Source organism: Streptomyces sp. NPDC127092 (assembly GCF_042722475.1).
Lineage (GTDB): Bacteria > Actinomycetota > Actinomycetes > Streptomycetales > Streptomycetaceae > Streptomyces.
In genome coordinates this window covers 1-309 of sequence record NZ_JBHXFE010000122.1, presented here as the reverse complement: position 1 = coordinate 309, position 309 = coordinate 1, and the positions used below count along the sequence as shown (strand labels likewise).

1 protein-coding gene is annotated in these 309 nt (G+C 69.9%); it reads left to right on the top strand.

Annotated features, from left to right (window positions below; all coding sequences use genetic code 11):
• Positions 1-309, top strand: a 309-nt coding sequence (locus tag ACFWJO_RS37750) for an FAD-binding protein (RefSeq protein WP_386872652.1), incomplete at both ends; no start/stop codon positions are given.

Here is a 309-nt window from a genome sequence, read left to right as displayed (position 1 = left end):
TACCTGGGCGTCGAGCCCTACACGGAGCCGGTGCCGGTGTTCCCCACCTGCCACTACTTCATGGGCGGCATCCCCACGAACATCAAGGCCGAGGTCCTCCAGGACAACGACACCGTCGTGCCGGGCCTGTACGCCGCCGGCGAGGTGGCCTGCGTGTCCGTGCACGGGTCCAACCGCCTGGGCACCAACTCGCTGCTGGACATCAACGTGTTCGGCCGCCGCGCCGGCATCTACGCCGCCGAGTACGCCGTGCAGGCGGACTGGGTGGAGCTGCCCGAGGGCGGCGAGCTGCCGACCGTGGAGCACATC